The sequence below is a fragment of the Arachidicoccus terrestris genome (genome assembly GCF_020042345.1).
Taxonomy (GTDB): Bacteria; Bacteroidota; Bacteroidia; order Chitinophagales; family Chitinophagaceae; genus Arachidicoccus; species Arachidicoccus terrestris.
In genome coordinates this window covers 3,882,339-3,907,002 of the sequence record NZ_CP083387.1, presented here as the reverse complement: position 1 = coordinate 3,907,002, position 24,664 = coordinate 3,882,339, and the positions used below count along the sequence as shown (strand labels likewise).

Annotated in this window: 22 protein-coding genes; 12 read left to right on the top strand and 10 right to left on the bottom strand. The window is 41.2% G+C overall.

The genetic code is table 11. The features are described from left to right. The first annotated feature begins 495 nt into the window (after nucleotides 1-495). Both K9M52_RS15245 and K9M52_RS15240 read left to right on the top strand, forming a co-directional pair. Complete coding sequence (locus K9M52_RS15245; protein WP_224069291.1) at nucleotides 496-1,059, top strand: Crp/Fnr family transcriptional regulator; 564 nt, start codon at nucleotides 496-498, stop codon at nucleotides 1,057-1,059. Nucleotides 1,060-1,130: 71 nt separating this feature from the next. Beyond that, nucleotides 1,131-1,499, top strand: a complete 369-nt coding sequence (locus K9M52_RS15240) for a DoxX family protein (protein WP_224069290.1) — start codon at nucleotides 1,131-1,133, stop codon at nucleotides 1,497-1,499. A 27-nt stretch (nucleotides 1,500-1,526) separates the two neighbouring features. On the opposite strand, the gene K9M52_RS15235 is transcribed toward K9M52_RS15240, so the two are convergent. Then, nucleotides 1,527-2,315 carry a hypothetical protein gene (locus K9M52_RS15235; RefSeq protein WP_224069289.1) on the bottom strand — a complete coding sequence of 263 codons (789 nt, stop codon included), beginning with the start codon at nucleotides 2,313-2,315 and terminating at the stop codon, nucleotides 1,527-1,529. A gap of 742 nt (nucleotides 2,316-3,057) precedes the next feature. Between K9M52_RS15235 and K9M52_RS15230 the strand changes: the two genes are divergently transcribed. Then, nucleotides 3,058-3,450, top strand: coding sequence for a helix-turn-helix domain-containing protein (locus K9M52_RS15230; protein WP_224069288.1), 393 nt, complete (start codon nucleotides 3,058-3,060; stop codon nucleotides 3,448-3,450). A 190-nt stretch (nucleotides 3,451-3,640) separates the two neighbouring features. Here K9M52_RS15230 and K9M52_RS15225 read toward each other — a convergent pair whose 3' ends face one another. From K9M52_RS15225 to K9M52_RS15205, 5 genes are all read right to left on the bottom strand, one after another. Then, nucleotides 3,641-5,971, bottom strand: a complete 2,331-nt coding sequence (locus K9M52_RS15225; protein ID WP_224069287.1) for a TonB-dependent receptor — start codon at nucleotides 5,969-5,971, stop codon at nucleotides 3,641-3,643. Between the two features lie 261 nt (nucleotides 5,972-6,232). Further along, nucleotides 6,233-7,921, bottom strand: coding sequence for a carboxypeptidase-like regulatory domain-containing protein (locus K9M52_RS15220; RefSeq protein ID WP_224069286.1), 1,689 nt, complete (start codon nucleotides 7,919-7,921; stop codon nucleotides 6,233-6,235). 55 nt (nucleotides 7,922-7,976) lie between these two features. Beyond that, nucleotides 7,977-9,002 (bottom strand): FecR family protein, encoded by a 1,026-nt coding sequence (locus K9M52_RS15215; RefSeq protein ID WP_224069285.1) that lies wholly within the window; start codon nucleotides 9,000-9,002, stop codon nucleotides 7,977-7,979. 40 nt (nucleotides 9,003-9,042) lie between these two features. Continuing rightward, nucleotides 9,043-9,630, bottom strand: coding sequence for an RNA polymerase sigma-70 factor (locus K9M52_RS15210; RefSeq protein ID WP_224069284.1), 588 nt, complete (start codon nucleotides 9,628-9,630; stop codon nucleotides 9,043-9,045). 45 nt (nucleotides 9,631-9,675) lie between these two features. Beyond that, nucleotides 9,676-10,839, bottom strand: coding sequence for a hypothetical protein (locus K9M52_RS15205; RefSeq protein WP_224069283.1), 1,164 nt, complete (start codon nucleotides 10,837-10,839; stop codon nucleotides 9,676-9,678). A gap of 175 nt (nucleotides 10,840-11,014) precedes the next feature. Here K9M52_RS15205 and K9M52_RS15200 point away from each other — a divergent pair, with 175 nt between their 5' ends. From K9M52_RS15200 to K9M52_RS15185, 4 genes are all read left to right on the top strand, one after another. After that, nucleotides 11,015-11,437, top strand: coding sequence for an EVE domain-containing protein (locus K9M52_RS15200; protein WP_224069282.1), 423 nt, complete (start codon nucleotides 11,015-11,017; stop codon nucleotides 11,435-11,437). Then, nucleotides 11,430-11,888, top strand: a complete 459-nt coding sequence (locus tag K9M52_RS15195) for a MarR family winged helix-turn-helix transcriptional regulator (RefSeq protein ID WP_224069281.1) — start codon at nucleotides 11,430-11,432, stop codon at nucleotides 11,886-11,888. Before K9M52_RS15200 ends, K9M52_RS15195 begins: the two co-directional genes overlap by 8 nt. Nucleotides 11,889-12,024: 136 nt before the next feature. Beyond that, on the top strand, nucleotides 12,025-12,702 hold the full coding sequence (locus K9M52_RS15190) for a class I SAM-dependent methyltransferase (protein WP_224069280.1): 678 nt from the start codon (nucleotides 12,025-12,027) through the stop codon (nucleotides 12,700-12,702). A 38-nt stretch (nucleotides 12,703-12,740) separates the two neighbouring features. Next, nucleotides 12,741-13,307, top strand: coding sequence for a DUF4256 domain-containing protein (locus K9M52_RS15185; protein ID WP_224069279.1), 567 nt, complete (start codon nucleotides 12,741-12,743; stop codon nucleotides 13,305-13,307). A gap of 8 nt (nucleotides 13,308-13,315) precedes the next feature. Here the strand turns inward: K9M52_RS15185 and K9M52_RS15180 are convergent, their stop codons facing one another. The 3 genes from K9M52_RS15180 to pyrE all read right to left on the bottom strand — a co-directional run bounded on the left by K9M52_RS15180 (nucleotide 13,316) and on the right by pyrE (nucleotide 17,755). Beyond that, on the bottom strand, nucleotides 13,316-15,754 hold the full coding sequence (locus tag K9M52_RS15180; protein WP_224069278.1) for an alpha-L-rhamnosidase-related protein: 2,439 nt from the start codon (nucleotides 15,752-15,754) through the stop codon (nucleotides 13,316-13,318). Nucleotides 15,755-15,997: 243 nt separating this feature from the next. Next, the gene (gene ftsY, locus K9M52_RS15175) at nucleotides 15,998-16,957 is read right to left on the bottom strand and encodes a signal recognition particle-docking protein FtsY (RefSeq protein ID WP_224069277.1); all 960 of its coding nucleotides are present in this window, start codon (nucleotides 16,955-16,957) and stop codon (nucleotides 15,998-16,000) included. 159 nt (nucleotides 16,958-17,116) lie between these two features. After that, the gene (pyrE, locus tag K9M52_RS15170; protein WP_224069276.1) at nucleotides 17,117-17,755 is read right to left on the bottom strand and encodes an orotate phosphoribosyltransferase; all 639 of its coding nucleotides are present in this window, start codon (nucleotides 17,753-17,755) and stop codon (nucleotides 17,117-17,119) included. Nucleotides 17,756-17,850: 95 nt separating this feature from the next. Between pyrE and K9M52_RS15165 the strand changes: the two genes are divergently transcribed. Further along, nucleotides 17,851-18,276, top strand: a complete 426-nt coding sequence (locus tag K9M52_RS15165) for an NUDIX hydrolase (RefSeq protein WP_262902408.1) — start codon at nucleotides 17,851-17,853, stop codon at nucleotides 18,274-18,276. Nucleotides 18,277-18,376: 100 nt separating this feature from the next. Beyond that, entirely contained in the window at nucleotides 18,377-18,607 is a 231-nt protein-coding gene (locus K9M52_RS15160) for a hypothetical protein (protein WP_224069275.1), read from the top strand. A gap of 133 nt (nucleotides 18,608-18,740) precedes the next feature. On the opposite strand, the gene K9M52_RS15155 is transcribed toward K9M52_RS15160, so the two are convergent. Continuing rightward, nucleotides 18,741-21,551, bottom strand: a complete 2,811-nt coding sequence (locus K9M52_RS15155) for a glycoside hydrolase family 2 protein (RefSeq protein ID WP_224069274.1) — start codon at nucleotides 21,549-21,551, stop codon at nucleotides 18,741-18,743. Nucleotides 21,552-21,790: 239 nt separating this feature from the next. Between K9M52_RS15155 and K9M52_RS15150 the strand changes: the two genes are divergently transcribed. From K9M52_RS15150 to K9M52_RS15140, 3 genes are all read left to right on the top strand, one after another. Beyond that, complete coding sequence (locus K9M52_RS15150; protein ID WP_224069273.1) at nucleotides 21,791-22,405, top strand: TetR/AcrR family transcriptional regulator; 615 nt, start codon at nucleotides 21,791-21,793, stop codon at nucleotides 22,403-22,405. Between the two features lie 71 nt (nucleotides 22,406-22,476). Next, nucleotides 22,477-23,754: a TolC family protein gene (locus K9M52_RS15145; protein ID WP_224069272.1), complete on the top strand. Its 1,278-nt coding sequence runs from the start codon at nucleotides 22,477-22,479 to the stop codon at nucleotides 23,752-23,754. Nucleotide 23,755: 1 nt separating this feature from the next. Next, nucleotides 23,756-24,655, top strand: coding sequence for an HlyD family secretion protein (locus K9M52_RS15140; protein WP_224069271.1), 900 nt, complete (start codon nucleotides 23,756-23,758; stop codon nucleotides 24,653-24,655). Nucleotides 24,656-24,664 lie beyond the last annotated feature (9 nt).

Sequence of the window (24,664 nt, the reverse complement as noted above, 5' to 3'; positions counted from 1 at the left end):
TTCCCCTCCCTCTGAAAGTGTTGTACAGCCTACACTTTAAAAATTTTCATAATATAAATTATAGGAAATTTTTACAATTATTGAGCTTTGTAGGACTGCATTCCATATCGGTGTTCTAACTGTTGTTAATGGCAAAAGGATTTTTTATCAAGTAGTATCGGCGCCTTAATTTTAGCATAGATTTTATGATCTTATGGAAATTGTTTCCAGAAATGCGAGATTAAGACCTCCATGTGTAATTAATGGAATGGCCGGTGAAAATTCCCCGTCACTTTCAAATTCCTTCCATAACGACAGCGATTTCTACTTAACATAATAATTAAGATTTCTCACTAAACTATTGGCAAGTTCAACACAATTTCGTTTTTAAATGAAAATCAATTATTTATAAGAATATCTGAAGAATTTGACCCATTTTTCTGCATTTATATTTGGTTTTAAGCATGAATAAATGGATCAATTTGGTTGAGCGGTCAAACAGTATTATCTTAAAAGATGGAAAGTTTTTTTTCAATCGTTTCACAATTTGTCACACTTTCTGAAGTAAGCAGACAGGATTTAGCATCCTGTCTTAAAAAGTTGACTTTACCTAAAAGCCATAAACTGGTAAAACCAGATACGACATGCAATTTTCTGTTTTTCCTTGATCAAGGGCTAACCCGAACTTATTATCTGAAAGATGGCAAAGAGATCACCGACTGGATAAGTGATGAAAACTCATTCGCCTGTTCGATCATTAGTTTTATTACACGCCAACCAGACAGGCGGGGAATCGATCTCCTGGAGGACAGTATTCTCTATGCACTCCACTATGACGATCTCAATGCACTCTGCCTTAAATATCACAGCATTGAAACCTTTACAAGAAAATTGCTATCGTTCGGATTGATCCAATTGCAACAAAAGTTCGACGACTTGCATTTTGTCGCCGCTGCCGACCGCTATCGCAAGCTTATGCAAACAAATCCTTCTTTTATACAGCGCGTACCATTGGGTATGATTGCATCCTACCTTGGTATTACACAGGAAACCTTAAGCAGAATACGAGCCAAGCTTTGATTTTTTGATAAATGTCAAAGAAACTCTCGCCAGTAAATCCAACCTTTGTTATATCAAAATGATAATAAACCATGATAAATACTATTGTTTGGGTTTTGCAGATCGTCAGTGCCATCATATTTCTATATTCAGGAATATGTAAATCAATATTCTCAGAAATGAAATTGATAACAATGGGTCAGACGGGCGTTGAAGGACTGCATCCGGCATTCATAAAATTCATTGGCATCTCAGAAATTGCCGGATCTATTGCGTTAATCTTGCCAACAGCCATTAACATGCTGCCTTGGCTCACCCCTCTTTCAGCCTTGTGTCTGGCATTGATAATGCCCTTTGCCGCTGTCATTCATTATAGGAAAAATGAACCAAGGAATGTTGTCACGAACGTGACCTTATTTATCGTTTGTATTTTAATCTCCCTTGCCAAAACATTTTCATAACTTCTTATAAATATACAACCTGAATAATTACAGAAGCTCTTTATATTGGTTAAGAATTTCACTCTCTGCAAAATCAAAAAAATCCAAAAGTTCTTCATAATCACAGAAAATGCGGTCGAATTTACCTGACATCTCATCCCCTGCACTCTTCCTCTGCGCCTTTACAAATCGAATCATTTCCCTCCGAATACGCTGACTCGCCCCTCTTACACTTAAAAATCGCCCCATCACATGCTGCAATTTTATAGTCAGCTCTAGATTCTCTTTCAATAGCTCAGCCCGCTCTTCTACTGCTATGCATTTTTTCGGCAACGGTGACAACCTAATTTCCTCGTAACCATTGTAATCCGGATTGTTCGTAAAAAAATTCTGCGCCTGCTTCTCATATTGCTTCATATTTTTAACCGGCTCCGGAAGTTTCACTCGCAAATCGTCTTTTACATATAAGACTATTGCACGGCGTTGTATCCAGCAAAAAAATAGCGAATACTCCTGTAATTTTTCATCTACAAAATCCAATGAATGTGATAGCAAACGTATATGTCGGTATTCTTTACTTAAATTCATTAATTCCTTCGAGGCATTTTCAGGAAGACACCTTCCTTTAGGCAGAATCAGCAGTAAATCGCATGAGAAATTCCATCGAGATTCATTTCGTGGATTATCAAAGCAATTCCTGCTTAAATGGCTGGAACTCTCACAGCCAATCAAGTAAACCATAAGCGGTTTATACAGCTTCACAATTTTGTTCTTTAACCTTAACAACGTTTGTTGTTCTTTTCCTGAGAAATGGCTCATTGATGTATGTCGCTTCATTAGTTTATAGATTTATGTCCACAATTTAATTTTTATTAATCTTGTCTAACCGCCAGTTTCTAACATGCCCTAACTCTCGTACGTAAATCAAATGCGCTGCTTCAAAGTTCTTGGTTAGACACACATGAACTTCAAGGGTATTCTGGTAAGGGTCCGTACCATAACTTCCACATGCATCTTCTAACAACTATTTAATTATATTATACAACTTATCCTGGCTGCAATGCCGAAATATTCTTCCAAAAGCTTTATAGGGATCTAGCATTTCATCTTTTGGCAATAATCTCTGAAAATCAGTCCATTGTTCGGTTTCAGACCTTCCCAAAGATTAAAAATTACTGTTTATAATATCTTCATCTCTAATATCTAAAAATCTTTTTTTCTTCTTCCTGCTGATGGCAAATCCAGCTTGTAAATTGACTGATCAAGTCAAGCATATTTTCAATAACGAAAATCGCCAAATTCTTAAAAAGAGATTCTTTTCTGAAGGAGTATTTTATTCCATCTAAAGGAATATTTTATCTATTTTCACACCGGTTTGATTATAAAAAAATATAACGATATTATCTGGTCAAAAAATAATATAAATTTCTGGTATGAATGACCACATCCTGTCAACTGAAGCCCCAGGCAGGTAAACTGCCGGGGTAATATTCCCGATATACTCTCATATTTTCCACTTTTTACCAGAAAAATAGTGAAAAGATAAATTACCTTTGGCCGCATATAAAACACTTAGCCAATGGAACATACAATACATGAAGGAAGAAATGTAAAACGCTTCCGTGAGATGCTGAATATAAAGCAGGAATCCCTCGCCCGAGAATTGGGAGAAGACTGGAATCAGAAGAAAGTATCACTGCTGGAACAAAAAGAAAAGATTGATGCTCCCCTGCTCCGACAAATCTCTGACGCCTTAAAAATTCCGGCTGAAGCCATTCAGAATTTTGACGAGGAGCTGGCCGTAAATATTATATCTAATAATTTTACTGCTAATGATAATGGAACTGGCTTTGCTTATAATTACCACCCGACATTCAACCCTCTCGATAAAATGGTCGAATTATACGAGCGAATGTTGCAACAACAAAAGGATTTAATTGAGAAGTTAGAAAAGTTAATTGAAGCAAAATGACATGGGGCCTTAAAAATACAAGAATGCTTACGGGTACCATAACAAGCCCATTGGAGTCCATCTACCTCTGCAAACAGAATATTGAGAAGGTGTTCGGTTTAGCCATTAACCAAAACAAAGCCCTCAAACACGAAGGATTTTCAGTGTTTAAGGGCTTAATACTATGCAACTAAAATAATGTTTAGTTACATTAAAAGGTCATAGTATAACTCAAATTGGGAATAAATAACGCTTCCCGATAATCCTCCATTTTGCCTGTCAGATAATTATATGCAAAACCAAAATGTTCACGATATCCATTGGCATTAATAATTTTTAAAGACAGCTCATGGACACTTTTCTTACGATTAATTTTGTAATTGATCGTAAGATGTGTCACGAATGCCGGATCATATTGTTTCGAAAAAGCATCACGCTCATTGTAAACGGCATCCTTCGTTGCCAAGGAAGCATCCATATCCAAAGGGGAATAATGATCTCCTCCTTGATAGCTGATCCGCGCATTTACGCCAAAGGTTTTTTGTTTAAACTTGCCCAATTGCCACTCCTTTCCTGCCAATAAATTAAATACATAATTTCGGTCATACCGGGTATCTCTCCAGAATTGATCACCGCCCATATATTGGGATTTAAAGACCGATCCGGTAAACATCCAATAGAAACCACGTGTCATATACTTCTCCAATGTCAAATCTATACCATAGTTCCTGCCCTTACCAGTATTCTGCAATGCAGCATCAAAAAACCAGTCATCTTCCAAATTGATGAGAGAGAACGAACTATCTCTTATAACAGGTACATCAAAAAGGTATTGGTAATACGCTTCTGCCTTAAAATGGAGTTGAGCATTAATTCTTTTATCAAATCCTATCACTAAATGATGGGCCTTTGTAAAATCCATATCTTTATTGACCTGCTGTTTCCCATCCTGTCCGCCATTTACAAAATAGCTGCTAATCCTTTCCAGTCGACTGTGCAGTCCGTAAGCCAAAGTCAAGAACTGTTTGTCATTCAGCATATACTTAAATGCAAGCCGTGGTTCTACGGTATAGTGATGATTAAGCATAAGAATCTGGCCGTTAATCCCCCCATTCAACGTCCACCTGTTTCCTAAATTTAAAGATGACTCTGTATATCCTGAGACCAGCAAGCTCGATCCATCCGCGTCAGCAAAAGTCTCTAAAGGCGCATTCAGTTCAGGCTGGTTACGCATCAGCAGATTATATTGTAACCCGGTAATGGTGATTCCGGTTTGGTTAGTATGACGTCTATTAAATCTTGTTTTCAAAGAAGAAGATAAAATATAATTGGTATAGCTATTTTTGATGCGGTTCTCCGGCACCAATGTATTGCTCACATTCAAGCTATCTGTTTTTAGGTCAATACCACTGGTCGTCGTCGCCAATGTGTTTTTTAGCATTGACTTGCCGGATAGAAGAATTTCATGGGTCAGGCCAATCGTTCCCATGTATTGATCCACATCTGACTTTTCCATATCATCTTGATATTCCCACTTGTCCCGGTCTTTTTCCGGGTCCTGCCCGGAGTGATCGATCAGTCCGATACCCCATAGTGAAAATGTACCGGATCTCTTGGTCTGGAAATTTAATTTGAAAGACAAATCCTGGAAATTCACACCTGCATTATTCCCAATGATTGGCCCAATTAGCCCAAGCGTCGAGTAACGGTAGTTGAAAAGGTAAGAAGAGCTGCTGCCATTTTTGAACGGCCCTTCAGAAGAGACATCAAGTCCTATTAGGCCTAAACCAACTGCATTAACGCGTTGCTTTGTGCTTCCGGTTCGCATATGAACATCAAACACACCAGATAGTGCGTTATTATAGGACGCGGGAAATGCACCGGTCAAAAAATCTGCACTGGATAATAATCTCGAACTAAGTGCCGTTAGGGCGCCGCCACCAAATCCATCCAGATCTGCGAAATGATTGGGATTAGGAATCTCCACTCCTTCCATGCGCCACAGTAGTGAATTTGGGCTATTGCCTCTTACAACGATCCCGTTGGAGCTAACGTTACTGGAAACACCTGCAAATGAAGACACCAATCTTGCAGGATCATCAAAACCGCCGGCATAACGGCTGGCCTGTTCCGGGCTCAATTGGCGAGAACTGCTGATTGCCATATTATCCGCAGCACCACTCTTGCCCGAGGTACGTACAATAATATCCTCGAGCTTGCTGGCAGACAGTCTTAATACCACAGACAATTCCGGCTGTTGAACAGAAGATACAATAATATCTTCTAGCAAGGTAGGCTCATAACCTACCGCGCTAAATAAAATATTGTATCTTCCGACAGGAACATCGCTTAACAGAAAATGTCCGGAAGAGTCCGCTACCCTGCCCGTCGACTTCCCTTGAATCATAACAGTCGCTGCAGCGATCGGCTTTCCTGATGCGGCATCCTTTACTACACCTCTAATATTCTGGGTAATTCTCTGGCCGGTAACAACAACGGTACAAAAGAACATTGATATCATAATGCCAACGAAGCATTTCATAACTGAAGAATTTTATATTTTGTAATCGGATAAATACAGAACATGATGACCAGCGAACCTTTTAAGACAAAGGTTCCCTAAGCTGAACAACTTGAAATTGCTCACACCAGTAATTATTTATATTTTATGGTAAAACAGGTTTGGAATAAGACATCTAAGGAAGGCGTCCCCCTACTCTGACCTATATGTTTTTTTAACATTTAGATCTAAGCAAAACAAAATGTACCCAAAATATCTCGATATAATTTTCTAACATGCTGATTAAAAAACATCAATGCCCGCGTTAATACCAACCCAACCGCTAATATCTTTGCCCCGGTTTATTGTCGGATAATCCTTCATAGGAAGTTCAATAGGTCTTTTAGGATCCTGTCCCTTGCCAAACACATTAATGGAAGGTCCTATAAAGACTCCCAAACCATCTGCTAACGGAAAATGAAACTCTACAGAAGATTTAAATACCAAGTTGACTTTATCATTGTCATGGCGCATATAATTTTCAATGGCCCCATCCCACGATACTTTCATTCTTCTTTTAGAAGGAAATATGTGGCCTACACCCAGACCAACATAGAAATCACTTGCGTCCTTATTGCCAATACCAAAAAGGATCTTGGAATAAAAGGCTTCTCTGCCGCTCTTGAAGGCTATATTGGCCAGAGAGGATTCACTGGCAAATATGCTAAGTTGATAAAACCCGCCATGGCGAGCGATATTAACCATCCCTACACTGGTACCTGAGGCGGTATCTAACAAATTGACCAGACCTAGCTGGAACCCAGAAGATGTACTTGCTTTATTAATCACCCCGGAAATTTGGGTTCCTTTCAAATGACCTGCACTATTAAAAATTCCTGATAGTTGAAGCCCCTCCAAAATTCCGCCGGCCTTATTATATATACCAGCCGCTTGTAATCCTGAAAACGAACGGTTTACTTTGTTACGTAACCCTGCCAATTGCACGCCATGTGCCTCCTGATAAACCTGGTTGGTTATACCAGCTACCTGAAAACCACTACTCCGCCCTCCTACTACATTCATGATACCGGACAACTGCACCCCATCCATCTCTGTTCTATTCAGGTTCGCTATCGTTCCCATTTCAAAACCGTGGACACCGGCATTATATCCCGCCAAAAGATTAAGGGAAAACTTGCTGATCACCTGGCCGCTAAGATCTCCCCTAGTGTTCCATTTAGGGATGACAGAGAACTGATAAGATCTATGTGCCATAAAATCACTGATATTCAGGCTCTGAATTCGTTGCCTTGTAGAACTAAACATCTTGTCCAAAAAAGAGTGGTTTACAGAAGACGCTCCAGCGGTATCCGAATTAGCAATCGCTGCAATATTACTTGCTTTTGTCTCCACCTTAACGGTAGGCAATATCGTCATTACAATTTCATGATACCACTGCTTACTAACCGTTAACGTAATACTCCCTGAGTCACTCATCAGCGGTATCTGGAAATAGCCATTTTTATCCGTTAATGCCGATACCAGGTTCGTTTTTTCATAAAGGCTCACATTCTTTAATTTTTTGCCAGTACTTTCATCTACGATCACCCCTGATAATAACACTCCTTTTCTTGTCAGGACAGGTGGTTGGGTTTCAATCCTAAAGGAATACGGGGTATAGCGCAGAATAACATAGCCCGGCATAACTTTATAGTCATATCTTTCCTGTAATAATTGATCTAAAACTCTATCTACGGGCATATGCCCCTTAAAACTCACGAGACTGTCACCCGGCAGGTCCGAGCTGTTATAAGAAAATATAAACCCTGCCTGATGTCCAATGCTATCCAGTACATTTCTTAACGGTTTATGGCTGATATCCATTTCAACCTCCTGAGACAAATAGGCCTGTGCGCGACTGGAACTCACAACGAAAAAAAACAATAAGAGAAACAGATAGCCAATGGAAGATATTTTATTTGCTATGTTCATAGATTAATTTTTGCCGGAAAGTAAGTATTGGTGTTGTTGTTATAGATATTCAAAGCTATTTTAACTCAATGGAATCTTTATTATAGATAACCTTAATTCCAAAGGTTTCTGAAATCACATTCAATATAATCTCCAATGGTTCTTTGGAAAAAACAGTGGTTATACGCATATCCTTTAACTCCGGTCTTCCGAATACGATATGCTGATTGTATGCCTCATTTAAAATATTGACCAAATCTTCCAGCCTGGTATTGTTCGCAATAAACTTTTTTGTCACGTAGTAGTTATAGAGCTGCCCCTGATTTCTCTGACTAAGCAATTCTGTTGTTGACGGATCGATTAAAGTTCTCTCCTTAGGATAAAGAATCAGATGTTTGCCCTTATAATTGATTGACACCTTACCCGTTGCTACATCAATGATCGTTTGATTACCGTTCTTTTTAATATTAAAAGAGGTTCCAAGTACTTTAACATCTATAGGACCAATATGAACCCAAAAAGGCTTTGACGGCTTATGAACAATATTAAAAAAGGCTTCTCCATCCTCCAAGGTAACCTCTCTGACTTTTCCTTTAAATTCCAACGGAGTCTGTAAGCTCGAATACCGGTTTAGTGTGACAATTGAACCATCTGACAACGTATCTGTTAATGGAGAAGCAGAGGCTGTCAAAATCTGAATATTTCCGGTATTGTTTGCGGATTGCATTTCGTTCCATGCAAACCAGCATCCCAATAAAACGACGGCAATAGCGGCAGCCCATTTCCAATATTGCATCTGAACAATGCGTCCTATTCCACTTTTTGCCACGGCCTTCGTCTCATTCATATCAGCAGTAGCCGAAGCCATGCCGCTTTTAACGGTGCTCGGTCCCATTTTCAATTTTAGTTTATGCCATTGTGCATCAGTATCATAATCATGTGCAGGCTGTAATTCAAGCAGCTTACTTTGATCCCAGTACGTTTTCAGGTCCAAGTAATATTCATAATTAGCACTATCTTTCTTTAGCCAACCTTCTACTAAAGTAACCTCTTCAACTGTCGCTTCACCTAAAAGATATTTTATAAGTATTTCGTCTTTCATTTCTATTGCTTTATCGTGCTCATCCACATTTGACCAATCATTAAAAAATTGCAGTAATTAATACCAGTAACAACAGTAAAACCAAATAATCTTTTAATTCGACCCTCAATAGCTTAAAAGCCTTTCCCATTTGATTCTCTACTGTTTTGACAGAAATTCCCAGCTGGCTGGCAATCTCTTTATATGTCAGGTGTTCAAACCTGCTTAACTGAAATACTGTCCGGCAAGCTTCTGGTAGCTTGCTTAACCCTGACCTTAGCTTTTGTTGGATCTCCTTCACCTCAAGTCGGTTGATGGGTTGATGTTGTTTAACGCCAGATCCATCTTTAGTTACAGTTGCTTCATAATTTTTTTTGACCTTTACATGTCTAAGGTGATTCATACAATCGTTATGCAATGATCTGTATAAGTATGCTTTTAATGAAGTGTGTATTTGCAGTACACCCCTTTGCTCCCAAATCTTCAAAAACAAATCCTGGATCATCTCTTCCGCGATATGGCTATTATTCAGCAACGTATAGCCATAAGCATGCAGCAGCTTCGCATACGTCCTGAAGACTTTCTCAAATGCAGCCTCATCTCCTGCTCGTATTCGTGATATCATTTCCTGCTCAACTATGTCCATCATATTAAATATAAGAATATATATTATTATTTTACTTAATATATTGATTTAAATCCAGTACCTGTAAGTGTGATGAATTTTAGTAATTTCTCCTCCGGCCATTTTCATCAGTTTTATCATTTTTGGGTTGTAATCGCCAATCCATCCAAACTCAATACTATGATAAGGAATTTTCAACTGAGTCATCCATGCATCCTGCATGGCTGCAATAAGGCCAAGCCCGACCCCACTACTCTCAAATCCATCAAGCACTCCATAATACATTCCGTAAGCCTTATCATAACTGCTACCTAGCCATTTTTTACCGGCAAGTTTAAATTTATCCATAAAGCGGACCTTGCCGTGGACATACTGCAAAATATGATGATTGAGCTCCGGAATACCTGCAAAAAATGCCACTGGCTTTCCGTTGAAATAAGCAAACCAGATCAGCCTCCAGTCCAATACATCCTTTAAATTATCCATCCAGTTAAGCACCTGATCCAGGCTCAATGCCGGAGCTCTTTCTTCCAATGCCCAGGTGTTATTATACAACCGTTGAAATTGCACGGCGTAGTTTAACCATCGTGCAGGATCTGCTGATTTAAATTCATAACGGCCATCAGATTGAAAGCGCTTCAAGACTGCCTTAAAGAAACAATCGGGAGCCTGCTGCTGGCTAAACCTAAATGTAAATTGCCTGTAATTTAACGCAAATCCATAGTTTTCAAATAAACGCCTGTAATAAACGGGATGATGATTTGATTCAAAATTAGGTTTTCCCTCCCCGTTTATCAATAACCCCCACCAACTGTGCCTGGTTCCAAAGTTAATCGGTCCATGAATTACGTTCATTCCCTTTTCTTCCAGCCAGTATTTTGCCTGATCCAATAATAAATTGGCTGCCATCTGATCATCTATGCACTCGAAAAAACCGATACCTCCTACCCGGCGCTCATTTACCCCATCAGACTTAATCTTGTAAAAAGCGGCAATACGGCCGACACATAGACCACTTTTCGACCATAAAAGCCAACGCCTGCATGCTCCTCCGGATTGTAATAGAGGATTGGCAGCAGGGTCGAAGATATCGAGGATGGACTTATCCAAGGGCCGAATGTAATTGGGATCGGTATTATATATTCTATCAGGCATTTCCAGAAAAACTCTCTGCTGTGCTGCTGAAAGGACTTCTGTAATAACCATCGATTCTAAGGTGTTTGTCAATAGCATAATCTATCCAATTTGCAGTAAGACACTTCGCAGAAGTCTTTCCCCTACGCTTCCGGGTTATTTTTTTGGCAAGGAAGCGCAGTGGCGCAATCAATAGCCTATAATTAATAAATTTGCTTATTATAAGTATACTTATTATATTTACAGCAGGCAAGATAATGTCAAATATAAACCTATGGCTAAATATTGGATTGCGGCAATATCAAAGGAGCATACTTTAAGAGGTGTAGAAGGAGATTTCATTCAAGTCTGCCATGGCAAGCAGGCTCCTTTAAAGCGCATGTCTAAAGGAGACTTCGTTTTGATTTATTCGTCCAAGGTTACTATGGGTGACAAAGAAAAATATCAGCGATTTACCGCGATGGGTCAGGTTACAGACGATAACATCTATCAATATCAAATGACAAAAGATTTTAATCCCTTTCGAAGAAAAGTCCGCTTTATGCCTTGCCGTGAGTGCCCTATTATTCCATTGATTGAACGACTTGATTTTATTCAGGATAAGAAGCGGTGGGGTTACCCGTTTAGATATGGATTCTTTGAAATCAGTGAAAAAGACTACCAATTAATTGCATCAAAAATGATCAAACATGACTAAGACAGATCAATACAACCCATTCAGTGTTGAAAAGGCAGAAGATAGTACGGGCTTTCTACTATGGCAAGTGACCAACTTATGGCAGCGAATGATCAAGCAAGCGCTGGAACCTTATAATCTTACCCATTCTCAATTTGTTTTATTAGCCGGTATCCATTGGTTAACAAAACAAATGCAAGACATTACGCAAATAACACTCTCTAATCACACAAAAATTGACCCCATGACGACTTCATCCGTTTTACGTAAATTAGAATTGAAGAAACTTATTGAACGCAGGGAGCATTCAATGGACACCCGGGCAAAGGAAGTCGTACTTACCAACAGAGGGTTGGGAACTGCAAAAGAAGCCATAAGAGTCGTTGAGCAATTTGATCATCAGTTTTTTTCAAAATTGGGTGCAGACATACCTGTTTTTAATAAATATATTCTATCCTTACTGAAAATCTAAAGATTCATAAACGCTATAATTATTGTCGCCGATTCTGTCTCGTGCGTCCAATTGGCTTAATGCAAATCTAATATTTGCAACAATGTATCATTTTAATAAAATATTCACTATATTGCATTCCATATAATTTAACACGATGGATAACTGTGTAAACAATTTAGATAAATTCTGGGAGAGCAGCTTTCAGGAAAAACGGGAAATGTGGGGGTTCGTGCCTGCAAATGCAGCTTACATGGCCGCCACCTTTTTTAAAGCCAATAATTTCGATAATATACTCATTCCGGGATTGGGATATGGACGTAATGCCCGACCATTTCTAACTTATGATATGAAAATAACCGGAATAGAAATATCGGAAACAGCTATTTCCCTGGCAAAAAAATACCTCAAAAGCCAGTTTCCAAAAATCTATCATGGCTCAGTTGCGGCAATGCCTTTTAACAAAGAGTGCTATGATGGAATTTTCTGCTACTGTCTAATCCATTTACTTGACCAGCCCGCCCGCATCAAGCTGATTCAAGATTGCTACAATCAATTAAAACCCGGAGGTTATATGATCTTCGTTGCCGTTTCCAAGCGGTACCCAAGCTTTGGCCAAGGCAAACCACTCGGTAAGGACAGATATGAGACAATACACGGTGTTACCTTATATTTTTACGACTGTCAGTCTATCCAGAAGGAATTTGGTCAATACGGGCTGGTCTCTTATCAGGAGATAGTGGAAAATGAAAAAGAAAACAAACCCAGGCAGCAAGCAGAATATTGGTATATTATCTGTAAAAAAAACATATCGTACCTTTATGGTCATCAATGAATCCTCTAGTTCAATCTTCCACCAAAAATTGGAATCCTATGATAAAAACCACTTCTCAGCTATCAAAGAAAGAAACGGATGCCTTGCTTCAGATATTAGAAGAACGTTTTAAGGAAAATCAACATCGCCATCACGGCATCGCCTGGGAAAATATCACTAAAAAACTCCAGAGCCAGCCAACCAAGCTATGGTCCCTACAGCAGATGGAATTAACCGGAGGAGAGCCTGATGTGGTTGACCTGAGTAAAAAAAACGGAGAATATTTCTTTATCGACTGTGCCAAAGAAACACCTAAAGCACGCCGAAGTCTGTGTTATGATCAACAAGCCCTGGCAGAGCGCAAAGAACATAAGCCCAAAGGAAGCGCCCTGGAAATGGCATCCGAAATTGGCATCCAGATTTTAGACGAACAGCAATACCGGTATCTGCAGTCACTGGAGGCCGTTGATCTGAAAACATCCAGTTGGATAAAAACACCTGCTTCCATCAGAAAGCTGGGAGGAGCACTTTTTTGTGACCGTAGATATGACGAGGTGTTTGTCTACCATAACGGCGCCATATCCTATTATGCTGCCCGGGGTTTCAGAGGTGTATTGTCCATTTAATCCAGTCGTCATTCCACAATGATTTTCCGGGCACCTCCAGCCAAAGGATAGGTTTGCCCATTCCAGATAAAGGTTCCCGTCAATTCTTCAGGTAAATCAAACCAGGCTTCCACTCCTGACCTTCCTATTCTTTTAAACGCTACTTTGATTCTCCCCTTTGGTGAAGGCATGGACCCGCTTGCTTCTTTTAACGCACCCAGTTTGGGGGCAATCGCCACTTTGCCAAACCCAGGTGCAGCTGGTGTAATCCCACAGATCGTTGCCAAAAAATCATAGGCAGGGCTGGCGGACCAGCCATGGCAGTCGGAACGGGTAGGCTCAGGCTTTTCAGCAAAAGTGGTCAGTCCGATACGGAGCATGTCTCTCCAGGGTGTCAGAGACTGATAATAATCCTCACCCAAACCAGCTTTGATCATAGCACGCGTCAGATAGAACCGGTAATAGAAAGTAGCCTGACTCAGATTTTTATCCTGCAGTATTTTCTCCATAGCTAATTGCTGGTCTTCTTTGGGAATCGCATCTGTCAGGATGCCGAGAATTCCGGCGTGCTGGCTGAACGCAGATTTTGTAGCGTTATCCGCCATCTCATTTTTAGAGCGATCAAAACAAGCGGTATAGGTGGCCGCCGCTAACCGGTCAGCCAAAGTCTTATAATGCCTGCTTTTATTCAGGTCTCCAAAATCCGCAAATAATTCTGATGCCTGCTGTAAGGCAAGAACATATTGAAGTGTAATGATGGCACTCTGTCCGGTCGTAGCACCATCGGGCACCCCATTTTTAAAGGCTGGATTCCAATCCACAAAATTCCACCAATTCAGAGGCCCTAACATACCCGTTGAAGCATCCACGCGATTTTCAAACCAGCCGAGTACCTGCGTAACGGCCGGCAAATATCCTTTAATGAACTTTCTATCGGGCCTCAACATCCAGTAATCATGCAACATGGAGACCCACCACAACGAAAATGGCGGTATGACCTGATAACGGTTACTGGGATACCTGCCTTCAGTCAATCCCTCCGGTGTCATAGAAATATAAAAATCCTGGATCGCTTTTCTGACCAGTGCGTCGTCCTCAGTATTATATAAAGTAATTAATGCCTGTATTCTTGTATCGGCCTCGTATTGCAACTGTTCATAATAGGGACAATCAAAATAGGTTTCACCGGCACAGAGCCTGGCGGTATGCCAGCCCACCTTCCATATTGAAGCAAGAGAAGTGTCGTTACTGGAGAAAGTTGCGGCTCTCTTAAAAGGATATGCCACAAAAATGTTTTTAAAAGACTGAATTTCTAAAGGCTGATCTTGCGTTTCAATTTCCAGTAACACATATCTGAATGTCCTCAGCCAAAGCGGCCGGTATACCCTGTCCTTTCCTCCATCTGGCTTATAAATATCATATAGCCCCTTCACGGATTTCCCCTGAATGCTGTCCCGGTTCCCTTTTTGCCCTTTGCTATCCAACAGCGCCTCTGTATAGGTCAATTTAATCGAAGCCCCTTTGCCTTCACTTACTTTTAATTCAGGATAACCAATAGTTTCATAGGACTGATCGATCAGTAACTTTACGCTTTTATAAGCAGGTACGACAATAGATTTGCCTGCAGCAAAAACAGACCTCACTGCGGACAACTCCATTCCTTCTGCCTTTCTGATTTTGCCCTGCGCCTCCTTTTGATGCTCCATTTGCGGGATGGACCTCGGTGTTAAAGTCCATTTATTGTCTGTCCCATAGCCTTCCGGCGCCACCGGTGTGCCTATGATCGCAGCAGGCTTCCAACTATAATCCTCAAAATCCGGCAATTCCCATCCCCAGGGATAGCTCTTACCCTGTACCTCATCGCCAGGCCCCGTGACAAAATAACTATGTAAGATTGCCCCCGTTTGAAGAGCTGTGGGCTGATAGGCACTGTCCCGCAAGACCTTCCAAGTCGTATCCGTGTTAAAATCTTTACAGTGAGCATTGTCCCCCTGGACTAAGAACGAAGTTTCATTACTGATCTGGGCAACGGGCGCATGGACACCCATATTCCATACCTCTGCAGCTAAAACATTCTTGCCTACTTTTAAATACGGCGTCAGGTTGAATGTTCCAAATTGCCAATGCCGCAGGTCACCTCTGGCCGGCCCCTCTCCAACCCAGACACCATTGATATACAGACGATATCTGTTGTCTGCAGAAACATGAATAATATAAGCCGCAGGTATGGCAGATAACCCTACTGTTTTTCTAAAATGGTAAACACCGTAACTTCGAGGGTCATTACCTTCAGCTGCATATTGTATCCACCGGGCGGACCAGACGCCGGTAAGCAATTTTGAATTGATGGAATGCTCCTGTGCATAAAGGCTGGCATGCAAGTTGAAAAATAACAGGCAAAATAAAGAAGTGGCTGATTTTAATTTTAATATAAAATTAAAATTGAAAAAATATGAGGGTAATTTCATAGAAGCTCAATTTATTAATTATAAAGATCCGCGATAATCATTAGCGACCACTATCAAGATAAAACATTGATAGCGTATCAATACGTATTCTCTATATAAAACTAATAATCAATGAGATGAGTTTCTATTCCTATTTAGCGCAAACAGCACATACGAATCTTTAACAGCCATCCATGAAAAATTAAGCGATCTCTTTCCTTCCACACCTCAACTGCCTGTATTGTCCATTATGCCATCGAAAGCTTACGTCAATTTAAAAAGGCTGTCAACAAACTCATGCTTATCAAAAATCATTAAATCTTCCACACGTTCACCAACGCCAATATAACGTACCGGTATGTTTAACTGATGAGCAATCGCCAACACTACCCCACCTTTAGCAGTCCCATCTAACTTAGTGATTGCCAGAGAAGATACATTGGTTGTCTCTGTAAATTGTTTAGCCTGTTCCAATGCATTTTGACCGGTTGATCCATCCAACACTAATAATACATCGCTGGGCCCACCCGGCACTACTTTTTCGATAACACGTTTAATTTTATTTAGTTCATCCATCAGATGAATCTTATTGTGCAACCGGCCGGCCGTATCGATAATGGCAATATCTGTATTTTTAGCCACTGCACTTTGAACTGTATCAAAGGCCACCGAAGCAGGGTCACTACCCATTGGCTGCTTGACGATAGGCACACCTACCCGGTCACTCCATATAGTCAGCTGATCCACCGCAGCCGCCCTAAATGTATCCGCCGCTCCTAATACGACGCTGTTGCCCGCTGCTTTATATTTAGCTGCGAGCTTACCAATCGTTGTGGTTTTACCTACTCCATTGACACCGACCACTAATAATACATAGGGTTTCCTGGCAGCGCTCAAATCAAAACTACCAAAATCTGCCTCTTTAACATTTGGCAATAAACCTTCAATTTCTTCTTGAAGTAACCTATTTAATTCACTGGTAGTAACGTATTTATCTTTCGCAACTCTTTTCTGCACTCGTTCCACTATTTCCAATGTGGTGTCAACACCCACATCTGCGGTAATGAGGGCATCCTCCAGATTGTCTAGGACTTCATCATCGACTGTTGTTTTGCCCGCAACCGCTTTTGTAATTTTGGAAAGAAAATTGTCTTTAGTCTTTTCCAAGCCCTGATCAAGTGTCTCTTTTTCCTTCTTACCAAATAAATTTCCAAAAAACCCCATAAAATATTATTTTATAGTAAGTTATAAAATTGTTCTCAATTCTTTAGCCTTTTTCTTGCCGGCTGTTCTTTATGCTAAAAAGAATGAAAAATTATTTATAGTTAATGTGTATTATGAAATAATTTTCAATATGTTACAAAAATACAACCAACAAAATCCTTATCCCCTGCCCCACTCGGCTGGATTCTCCCGCCATTGTAAAAGTTTAGTTTCTTCCTCAGGCTTAATCGTTTTCTTTTCTCGGGCCAACTCGATTAGTGCTCCATAATTTGTCAGCGATTTATAAGATGTACCGTTCGCTTCAAATGCGTCTACTGCTTTCTGGAATCCGTAATTAAAAATTGAAACAACAGATACAACATCCACATTTTCAGTTTTTAATACATTAACGGCATCAAGACTACTTAAACCTGTAGAAATAAGATCTTCAATCATAACGACCTTCCATCCCTGTTCCAATTTACCTTCGACCTGATTACCCATACCGTGTGCCTTTGGTTTAGAACGCACATATACAAAAGGCAACTTTAATTGATCAGCAACCAATGCTCCCCAGGGAATACCGGCAGTGGCAACGCCGGCAATGGCGTCAGCTTCGGGATAGGCATCAAAGACCAGATTACAGAGTTCACTTTTAATAAAATCCCGGATAAAGGGGAATGATAATAATTTACGATTATCACAATAAATAGGGCTCTTCCATCCACTTGCCCAGGTGAAAGGCTTCTCCGGGCTCAGTTTAACAGCCCCTGCCTGTAATAATTTCTCGGCGATCACTTTTTCGTCGGTCTTTGCCATAACTCTAAAAAATTTTCACGAAGGTAAAATATTATTACCTTGTTGTAGCAATATCAGTAAATTTAAACCCTTAAACAACATCAAAATAATCCATTATGCAAAAGCCCAGGATCATCGCCGCAGGCGGAGTCGTTACTAATCCATGGGGGAAAGTCCTGTTAATTTTCAGAAGAGGTTATTGGGACTTGCCCAAGGGCAAATTGGATGAAGGCGAAACAATTGAAGTCTGTGCCCTCAGAGAAGTCCAGGAAGAGACAGGATTGACACAGGTTCAACTGGGGCCTAAGCTAGGTACCACCTATCATGAATATTTTGACAAATGGAGTCATCAAGACGTCGAAAAGGAAACCCATTGGTTTGCTATGACTGCTGAGGATGGCCAGCATTTAGTTCCACAGACGGAAGAAGACATTGAGCAGATCATATGGGCCGATCAGACACAGATCGATCTTTGCATGCAGGACACCTTCCCTAATATCATTGACATCATGACGAAGGCGGGTCTATACCAAGGTACTTAGTTTTTATAAAATATTTTTTTAGTCATGCATTTTGGACTGCCATAGGGTTGTCAGTGGGCTGCTTTTACTTCGCATTATAGATGAAAGATAAAGCGCTCCCATGAAAAAGTTACTTCGTTCTCCAATCCTAAAACGGCTACCCGGGCTCTTGCTGAGGCTCTCTTCCGTTTGGTTGCTGGCTGCCTTTGCAGTTATTTATTATCGGGGTAGTGACTGTAACCGGCAAGATTATAACCTGATATGGCCGCTGCTATTTTTTGCAGGCAGCCTCCTATTTTCCATTCTGCTCTATTACTGGGATCGCCTGTCCACCCAATCGAAAACCGACTAAGCAGGCACCGTAGCCCTTGAATATAACCAGCCACCATATTCAGTATACCTCTCTATCCGCAAAAAGCAGAAAAGCGGCCCAAAGGATCGCTTCTCTGCTTTAACTGGCAAATATTATTATTTATTTACATTCGTCAGGGCACTGTTATAAATTGATCCGGTGTATTCCAACCGGATATTTTTAGCTGCAGTTTTCCCGTGTGCTTGGCTTCGTTAAAACGAACCGTTATCTGTTGACCCGCGCCCGGAGCAAGTGTCAAATAGTTATCTGACCACAGTGCAGCCGTCAATTCTTCGCCCGCACATAATAGCTGTGCGCGATTGAAAAATGCCAGCTGCGTTCCGGTATTGTGGATGATAAACCGGATTGTTTTTTGCCCCGCACCATCAGACATCGTCATATCAGACACCTTCAGATTGGCACTACTCATATGGTTAAGAGCGGTATAATCATTTCCCCGAGCGGTCCAATAGATATTGTCAGAAACCTGTTTGCCAGATCTATCTTTGAGCGACAAGAGGATAAAGGCGAAATCTTGTTGTCCTTTCAGTACTTTTTTAAGCACAATAGCCTGAACCTCATGATCAGGCTGGACGGATTTTACAATTCCATTTTCCTTCGCAATAACCTTCCCATCAATATTATATATGGTAGCTGTCACCTGAAGCCCCCCGGCGTCAAAGCGACTTCTGTTTATCACCGCCACACTGGAATCATTCACGTTAAACTGCACATGCAAAGGTTCACAGGCTTTCTTCATGTAATAATAACCGGCATTGGGTAATAGATACCAGTCATATATCTGCCAGATCACACTAGGTAATGCCGCATTCAATTTCCAAAGCATCACTCCTCCATTCTCGCTGATCCGAGAATTCGCTGCTTCAAAAATCCCCTGATATCCGGTGGCATTCATGAGCTGCATTTTATTAGAGAAGCTGTCAACCTCATACGGCTGCCCGTAACGGCTTACCATATCAGCGTAATACTCGTCATATTTACCGGCACCTGTACAAGCATCATGATACCCCCAGGTATTATTCATTGGAAAAGGTAATGTACTATCCCACACCATATCGGGAATTACTTTTCTAAGCGTATTGAGTGGTGGCTGAGACGGTATCCCGGTCTCATCTTTAAATAACCAGTCTTTAGCAGTATCAGCCAAACTGTAATAGACTTTCGGATCTTTCCAGGCGTACGGTCCGCCACTATATACACCGGCAGGTTTATTATCCGGCCAGGAGCCTAGCCATCCCTTGGGCATTTTTGCAAAACCGGAAGAACTGGGGATAAACGGCCGGGTACCATCCAGGTCAATAATCGCCTGCCGCATTCCATTATAGAGTTCCTTTCGTGCGTGTCCCTCATTACCACCCGTCCAGACTAAAAGGCTCGCGTGATTGCGGATACGTAAAATCGAACTTTTGACATTATCCAGAAATACATGACCCTGGAAAGGATAATCAGGTGAACCTTTAAACTCCCCCTGTGTATCCCCTGTTACCCAGAAATCATTCCAGACCAGGAGCCCCAACCTGTCTGCCGCATTCCAGAAAGGTTCAGGCGGCGTAACGCCACCTCCCCAGATACGAATAAGGTTAAGATTGGCATTTCTGCAAAGTGCCAGTTCATTATAAAAACGGTCAGCATCTCTGTCAAGCATCATGTCCGGTACCCAGGCACCTCCCACTAAATGAATCCGCTGCCCGTTCACATAAAAATATCTTCTGTAGAATCCTTCATAATGCCCGCCAATCGCTTCTGCTTCTGATTTTACAGTGCGGATTCCAAACACAAAGCTTGTGTCATCAAGCACACTGCCCGACGCTGTATATTTCAGGTTAATCCTGTAAAGATTGGGATCACCATATCCGTTTGGCCACCAGAGTTTCGGATTTTTAATCAGTAAAGCCTTTATGCTTTCGGCGTCCAGCGAAACCTTGCCCTCTGTCTTCCCACGCACTGTCACTGCCTGGGTGAAAGAAATCTTATCGTTACTATTACCGCTGAAGTTTTCAGGCTGAATATTAACCTCCAACTGCCCGTTCACAGTAGCTGCACTACTATTATGTAGCGCAAGATTTAATTGAAGAGACGCCAGACTTGTATCAGGCAACTTCGGTAACTCAGTGACCAGTTGCGTATTGCCAATACTTACGACGCCGGTTTGTCTCAGATACACTGGCTGCCAGATACCCATATTACGGTCTCTGACGGGTGGCATCCAGTCCCACCCAACAGAACAAAGCATTGTCACGTTTTTACCTATATCTCCTGTCGGACCACCATTCAGATAGAAACTTTCCATAGCCTTTAACTGTTCTGTATCAGGAGTTCCGGGATAATCCAATGGGTAAATCTTAACTGCCACCGCATTTGTAGCACCCGGCCTGATATAGGGTGTCACATCAAAATTATATCTGGCAAACATCCCTACCATTTTTGAGGAGTCTGCAATCAAATGTCCATTCATCCAGACCTCCGCCCTATAGTTAATCCCGTCAAAGATCAGTTCAAATCTTTTAGATGCATTTGTTTGCCCTACTTCAAATGTAGTTCTATACCAATAAGGATCTTTCCAGGGGTTCTTAATATGCGGCAGGTAAGAATATTTATCCAACCCATAGGCCAGGTTAAAACTGTCATTGGCATCGGGAATCAACATATTGTTCATGCCAATGTGGGGGTCTGCGTACACGTTGTTGGCAACAAGAGCGGTCAGCACAGTAGAGGGAACCGTCGCATCAAACCAGGCAAGATCACCTTTATAGTCCGGGCGAGAGATGGCTGCTCCATTTGTTTTTACCTGAGTGGAACTCATTAGTTTAAAATGCTTCAACTGAGTTTGACTGACTCCTTGCGCCGCAGAAAACTGGCCTGTAGCTATCAACACCGCCGCGCAGATCCAGATGGACTTTAAATAATTCTTCGGATGCTTCATAAGATACTATATATATATTTTCAGACAAAACTACTTTATAAATTGTCGAATAGTTAATATTAATTTATCAAAAAAATATACGCTGCAGGCTTTAGCTTTTAATAAAGTCGATATTTCTCCCTCTGGCATATCTTGCCGGCTTCCTATGTAAACAGCATCCCGCTCTGTTTAAAAAAGATTTTGATTTTGAAAAAAGTTTACTACTTTTGCTTTAACCAAATGGTTAAACCAAATAGATAATGCATCAGATTGAAAGTACAACAGAATCAAAAATCCTGGAAGCTGCCCGGCAGGTCTTCATGCGTAAAGGAATGAGTGGTGCCAGAATGCAGGATATTGCAGATCAGGCCGGGATCAATAAGGCATTGTTGCATTATTATTACCGTAACAAGCAAAAACTATTTGAAGTTGTATTCCGGGAAGCAGTCCAAAATATCTTCATTCGTATTAAGGATATTATAGATAGCGAAACTCCGGTAATAGAGAAACTGACCTCGATAGCCCAACGTTATATTACTGAATTAAGCAGATCTCCCTATCTCCCGCTTTTTGTGTTTAATGAGATTTATCAACATCCACAGATGATTACCAGTCTCTTTATAGAAAGTGAAATTCATCATTCTTTAAAAAAGCTATTTCAGGAAATTCAGACGGAGGTCGACAAAGGTTATTTCAGAAAAATAGCCCCGCCTCATCTGCTCATCAATATTATCTCGCTTTGTATTTTTCCTTTTGTTGCCAGTCCGCTATTGCAGACCGTTTTCGAATTGGATGCGCAGCAGTTGCAGAGTTTTATGAAAGAAAGAAAAAAGCAAGTCCCCCTATTTATCAGAAATGCCGTTTTGAATTTTTAATAAACCTATAAAAGCCGCTTTCAAAGAAACCTCTATTTTTTGCACTTCATTTAACCAAACAGTTAAACAACATGGTCAAAACAAAATTCTTTCTATGGATATTTTTCATGGCATTTGCCATAAGCAGTTTTAGTCAGGAGAGAGCGGGCCAGCTAAGCCTGGAAGCCTGCTTTTCACTTGCTAAGGCTCATTATCCTATTTTACAACAAGACAGTGGATTGCAAAGACAACTTTTTCTGTCCCTGAAAAATCTTCAAAGCCAGCGCTTACCGGATTTCTCATTGACTGTAAGCGGGTCTTATCAATCTGATGTTACTCAGCTCCCGATAACTATACCAGGTATTGAGATACCTACCATCGGTAAAGATCAATACAAGGCACTCCTGGATGTCCGGCAATTAATATATGATGGCGGTCGCATCAAAAAAAGTCAGGAATTGCAGCAGACGCAGACGGCACTTTTGCAACAGGAGCAAGCAATCACCTTCCACCAATTAAAGAGTCAGCTGACCTTATGGTATGAACATCTCCTTACGATCCAGGCAACTATCCAGGCGTTACGGATTAAAGAAGCTGACCTGACAAAACAGCTTCAGAAAACAAAAGTTGCTATTGAAAACGGTGTAAGTTTACCTACAAGGGCAGAGGAACTGCAGGTTGCACTGCTGCAAACCGGCCAACAAGTCACGGACCAACAGGCGATCTACCATGCAGAAATGCAGGTGTTATCTTTAGTCACCGGTAAAACATTTCAGGACTCCACCCAATTGGTTATTCCGGCAATAGATAATGCACCTGTCGAGCAACAAATTGAACGTCCCGAATTACAAGGCTATTTACTCCGGCATAAACTCCTGACACAGCAATCCTCACTCCTTGATGCGAAGAATGTTCCGAAAATACAGCTTTTTGCGCAGAGCGGTTATGGCAGGCCGGCACTCAATATGCTTAAAAATGATTTTGACTGGTTCTATATAGCAGGTGTCCGACTGAACTGGTCTCTTTGGGACTGGCACCGCAAAAAAAGAACCCAGGAATCACTAGAAATCGACAGTCACCGGGTCACCCTCCAAAAAGACAATTTTTTGCTTAATACCCAGTTGGAACTCAATAGGCAAATTGCCCGGATCGAGTCTCTGGAAAGCCGCGTCTACACCGATGAAAAAATTGTCGAACTCCAGATGAAAATAAGTAAAACGGCAGCAGTGCAGCTTCAGCAAGGTACCCTGACGCCAACAGAATATCTTATTCAGCTCAATAAAGCCGTGGCAGCACAAATTGCCAAACAAACTCATCATATCGAGCTTCAATTTGCCAAATATAACTATCAACTCCTAAAATCGAATTAGTATGAACAGGCTGACGATTCTCATAATTATTATGATAAGCAGTACCTTTTGCTCCTGCACAGCAGATAAAGAACACGCCGATGCCTATGGAACTTTTGAAACAACTGAAACATTAGTTGCGGCAAAAGGCAACGGCACCCTGGAAAGTTTTAAAGTAGAAGAAGGACAGAAATTAACAGCCGGTATCATGGTGGGCTGTATTGATACGACAGATTTGCATATAAAGGCCGGTCAGATTGAAGCCCAGATAGTGGCGCTGCATAATAGTCTACCCGAAAGCGCGATACAGTTGCAAGTCATACAACAAGAACTCGGCCATGCCAGGCATGAACAACAAAGGGTTGCGGGATTAATCCAGGGGCAGGCTGCAACCCAGCAACAAAAAGACAACATAGATGCCAACGTACGGCTATTGGAGAAAAAGTACGCCTCTTTGCAGTCTACTTTGTCCGTTCAAACCGCGTCCATTTTAGGAAAGATCACTCCCCTAGAATGGCAGCTCAGACAAATAGTGGTAGATATCGATCGAAGTAAAGTTATCAGCCCGGTAAATGGCATTGTGCTTACCAAATTTGTAGAACCTGGTGAGGTTGTCGGTTATGGAAAGCCATTATTTTCTGTAGGAAATCTGGACCAAATGATACTCAGGGCATATGTCAGCGGAGATCAGTTAAGTCAGATTGCACTGGGTGATACGGTACAGGTAGCCACAGATCGAGCCAAGGGCCAATATGATCACTGGAAAGGTATCATTACATGGATTGCGGACAAAGCTGAATTCACGCCGAAACAGATTCAAACCAAAGATCTGAGGGCTGATCTGGTTTACGCCGTCAAAATACGCGTTGCCAATCAAAAAGGAATACTTAAAATTGGCATGCCGGGAGAAGTCGTTTTCTGAAATCATTCT